This window comes from Thermogutta sp., from assembly GCF_014359955.1.
GTDB lineage: Bacteria > Planctomycetota > Planctomycetia > Pirellulales > Thermoguttaceae > Thermogutta.
Genome location: NZ_JACIYL010000977.1, coordinates 1 through 1,432, shown reverse-complemented (window position 1 = coordinate 1,432; position 1,432 = coordinate 1). Strand labels below are relative to the sequence as shown.

Sequence of the window (1,432 nt, the reverse complement as noted above, 5' to 3'; positions counted from 1 at the left end):
GGATGCACGTACCGTCCGGGGTGGGATAATCGGTGCCAAACACAACGAACTGGGGGCGCTTTCCCAGAGCTGTAAGCAAAAGGGAGGGAATCAGATGGGTTTCTGGATCGTGGTCCTCTCCCAGACTGCCGTCCCGCGCTGCTCCCGCCACGTTGAAGTAGCGGAGCGCTGCGTAGGAAAACGCTGGCCGACTCGTTGCAAAATCGGCCAGAATTTTTTCCACAAAAAGTTTGGAGCGTCCATACGGATTGATGGGTTCCTGGGGTGTGTCCTCCACGATGGGAACCACCTTCGGTTCGCCGTACGTGGCGCAGGTGGAGCTGAACACCATCTTATCCACGCCTCCTGCCTCCATCGCGCGAAGGAGGGACACCGTTTGCGCCACGTTGTTGTCGTAGTAAGCGAGAGGACGCTCCACCGATTCACCCACATAGGCGAGGGCCGCAAAATGCATGACACACTCGATGCGGTGCCGCTGGAGGACCCGCTTGAGACCCTCGGTATCGGCCAGGGGCATTTCATAAAAGGGAATCGTGGCGGGAACGGCCTCGCGGTGTCCCCGGCTGAGATTGTCCACCACGACGACGTCGTGACCGGCTTCGGCCAGCAGCTTCACAGCGTGGGAACCGATATATCCAGCACCACCGACGACAAGGACGTTCATCTACCAGCACTCCCAATCGGCAGAATGTGCCGCTGACCGGGTTCCCGCCCGGGTCAGACGGTGATATCCCGTAAGAACTTGAAAAAGTCTAATCTACGGGATCTGATGCTTGACGCAAAGGTGCCGCCGATACCACAATAGGCGCCGAATAACGGCCGTCTTGTCGGGTTTTTTGCTTCTGGAGGTCAACGGAGGGGTGGGCCATGCGAAGAACACCTGCTCGCCACGTGTGGGTAGCGGCTTTTCTCGTGCCGTTTCTGGTCGGGTCACTGACATCGCCAGGGGATGGCGTTCGCGCGGAAAGTGGAACGTCCACCAAGAGTGAGGAGGAAATTCCGGACGTCACGCCCGGGGCCCCATACACTCCTTTCGAGCGAGCCGCCCTCAAACTCTGGTCGCGGGATATCGAGATGTACCGGAAGTTCACGTGGGATCCTCCGGAAATGCAGGATGACGCCGTTGAGTTCATGCGGGCGGTGCAGCTTCAGTTCCTTCCCCGGCCTCGGGGGCGTGATCCACGGATCACGTCCGCCATGGGAGAAAAATTGTTCGAGAGCGGATGCCGAGATCCTCTCGTGCGGAGTTATTACGTTCTGGCCCTTCTCCAGGAGGATGCGCTGCGATCGCAGGCGTTTATTTTAGAAGCTCTGAAAGGCTTCGATGAGATCTGCTACCCGGAAGAAGCACGCTGGGTGGCATTGTATTCGGCCCTTGCTGTGAAAGCGTCTATTCTCCTCCCTGGCAATCCGGGGAACTTGAGCGACGATC

Annotated in this window: 2 protein-coding genes; one reads left to right on the top strand and one right to left on the bottom strand. The window is 58.6% G+C overall.

The features are described from left to right. Nucleotides 1-664 (bottom strand): UDP-glucose 4-epimerase GalE (gene galE, locus H5U08_RS18715; protein ID WP_297036639.1); only part of this gene is annotated, 664 nt, incomplete at its 3' end. A 203-nt stretch (nt 665-867) separates the two neighbouring features. Here galE and H5U08_RS18710 point away from each other — a divergent pair. Next, nucleotides 868-1,432, top strand: a 565-nt coding sequence (locus tag H5U08_RS18710; protein ID WP_297036635.1) for a hypothetical protein, incomplete at its 3' end; no start/stop codon positions are given.